The sequence below is a fragment of the Pseudovibrio sp. W74 genome (assembly GCF_001623085.1).
Lineage (GTDB): Bacteria > Pseudomonadota > Alphaproteobacteria > Rhizobiales > Stappiaceae > Pseudovibrio.
This window is the reverse complement of record NZ_LMCJ01000037.1, coordinates 9636-12295: the sequence shown is the minus strand read 5'-3', so window position 1 is coordinate 12295 and position 2660 is coordinate 9636. Positions and strand designations below refer to the sequence as shown.

The window sequence follows — 2660 nt, the reverse complement described above, 5'->3', positions numbered from 1 at the left end:
GAGAAAAAAGTGGCCCAGCCTCTTTCTGATGTGTCGATCAATGTGGCCGGTCAGGTCTATCCGCTGGCATCAAGCATGCTGCTGCCTGGAGCACCTGAAGTTGCCTACACCAAGATGGAAACGGAATCCGAGCAGGTTGCATCAGGGCGCTATTTTGAGGGCTGCTATGCCTTTGTCCCGACTAAGCTGACAGATGTGTTTGAGCGTCCGGACAGTACCCGTCTGGAAATCCCAATGGGTGAGGGGGAGATTTTTGAAGAAGGCTATCAGTGCAAACCAACTATTGAAGGCTGTATCAGTCCATCGGACTTCACACATGACTTCACTGCAGGTGTGTCTACAGGTCTTGAACGTTTCTACTACACAAACCCAGACAGGATTTATGTAGGTAATTGTCAGAAGGGCGATACGAACTATACGCACATTGCGCAAACATCAGCCTGGAAGTACGACGACCCTAAACGCAAAGCACGGCCACTGTCAGATGTTTCGATCAAAATTGAAGGTCTGAGCTACACCATCGCGACCAAGAAGCTTCTGCCAAATGCTCAATATGTTGCTTACACAAAAAAGAATATCGAAGAGGTAGAAGCTCCGTCAGAGCGTTACTATGACGGCTGCAATGCCATGGTCCCTGTAAAACGTCAGCAGGTCTATGAGCGTCCAGATGGCAGCAAACATTCCGTCACGATCAGCAATGGCACTCCAGTAAATGAAGGTGACAAGTGCGAGCGCTCAAAAGAGCAGCGGCAGCGTTATATTCGTACGAAGTTCGAGGCCAAGGGGTATGGCACTTTGTACTCATATAATCCTTCGGGCAAGGTGCGGAGTATGGATATTTCTCAGAGTTGGGGTTGGAATGGGAACGGCCATCAATGGCAGTCGTTTAGCGACAGAACGGATGGAGAGTACCAATCTACTGGGTGCCGTGTTGTGCAACAAAATTGTACCGGTCGTAAGGTTCAGGGGCGCGTGACAAATGTTTTTGCGAACGACGAGCGCGATGTTCTCACCTTACCTGATGGCAAGGTGGAGTACTCTGAGTGGAAAGAGGTATCTCGCTCGGAGCCAGTTCAGTCCTGTCAAGCTTCACAACCATCCCGATATAGCGAAAGCTATTGTGACAACGGAAGTGACCACTGATCATCTCTGACAAGAGCTCTGAATAGAGCGTAATGAAAATGTCAGCCGACAGGTCTTTCTTGTCGGCTGACTGAGAAACGAAATTTGTAAGCAATAACAACTGCTAAGTTTTAAAGTCCTGACGTTCATATCAGGGCTAACGGGTGAGCCATGTCTGATGCACTGATAATGAAGCTTATGGAACCTTTAGCTGAGCTCTACAGCGATCCTAATGTAGTTGAGCTGCGCCAGATGCGGCCTCGGAAAATCATCGTGGAACATCGCAAGTCAGACCTGCAGCAGATCGAGACGCCAAATATCGGCTTCACCGAGATCCGGCGCATATGTCAGGCGCTTGCCAACTACAACGGCCTGAAGTTTTCCGAAGATACAAACCCAAACCTTTCCGTGTCACTTCCTGAGCGCCATCGTTTTGAGTGCTTGATTGGGCCAAGCACGCAGAACGGCCTTTCCATGGCGGTGCGTTGCAAACATCCCTATGAGATCAAGTTCGAAGATCTGGGGCTTCGCCAAAAGATCATCGACTACATTGGTGAAGCCATGCACAAGCGTTGGAATATTGCGATATCCGGCTCCACCAACACTGGCAAAACAACATTCCTGAATAAGCTGCTTGGGCTCTTGCCTGTCCAAGAGCGCATTGTGTCATGTGAAGACACACCGGAGCTGGAGGTTGAGCGCTTCTGGAATGGATCTGCGCTGTTTGCAGCTCGTGAAGCCTCACAAGGCGCAGGCCTGAGAACATGGGAGCAACTGTTCAATCACAAAATGCGTATCTCTCCAGATCGCATAATCTTCTCAGAGATCTCTACCGAAAATGCCTTTCCAGCTTTGAACGCGCTTAACACCGGCGCAAAGGGTTGGATGTGCACGATCCACGCTGACCGCGCTGAGATGGTGGTTGAGCGGTTCCAGCACAACATCGATATGTCAGGCATGAACCTGACAAAGCCAGTCAGCGAGTACTTCGATACGCTGGTTGATGTGGTCTTCCATATCACTCGTTTTGACCGCGGAGTGCGTCATGTCACTGACATTTACGAGGTCAAAAACAACCGCTACATCCTCAAAGACGGGAAGCTTCAGTGATGCATGTATTCCCACGAGTTGTTGCTCTTGTCTCCATACTTGCCTTTATCGTTGTCACGCTCGCAGGCTGGTATTACACGCTCGCGTTTGATCCCACTGACCCCGAGTGGTGGAAGTGGCTCTACACCTTTTATGTTCAGACCAAATCCCTTCCCAATGAGATCCTGATCCCGTTTGGTGGCGGTTTTGTTTCCATGATCGTTGTTATGGTTATTGGCCGCATTCTTATGGAGCGAGCCTCCAGTTCAACAATCTCCGGAGAACATGAATCTGCTTCCCTTCATGGGTCAGCGCGTTTTGCTGAGAAAGACGAAATCCAAAAGATGGGACTGCTTCGTGGCAAGGGTGTTGTTGTTGGCGGGCTGGAAGACAAGCTGAAGGGCACCACCATGCTTCGCCATGATGGACCTGAACACGTTCTGGCTTTT

At 49.9% G+C, this 2660-nt stretch carries 2 protein-coding genes and 1 pseudogene; all 3 read left to right on the top strand.

Features of this window, described 5'->3' with window-relative positions; genetic code table 11:
• Positions 1-1143, top strand: a 1143-nt coding sequence (locus PsW74_RS28930; protein WP_193777971.1) for a hypothetical protein, incomplete at its 5' end; no start/stop codon positions are given.
• 150 nt (positions 1144-1293) lie between these two features.
• A complete protein-coding gene (locus PsW74_RS19000) occupies positions 1294-2232 on the top strand; it encodes an ATPase, T2SS/T4P/T4SS family (protein WP_063289872.1) in 939 nt (312 codons plus the stop codon).
• Positions 2232-2660 (top strand): annotated as a pseudogene (locus PsW74_RS18995) (conjugal transfer protein TraG); the annotation flags it as partial. The gene PsW74_RS19000 and the pseudogene PsW74_RS18995, both read left to right, overlap by 1 nt.

What these genes read in the sequence shown, in the direction of transcription:
- PsW74_RS19000 (WP_063289872.1), top strand. Translation starts at nt 1,294, where the DNA reads ATGTCTGATGCACTGATAATGAAGCTTATGGAACCTTTAGCTGAGCTC.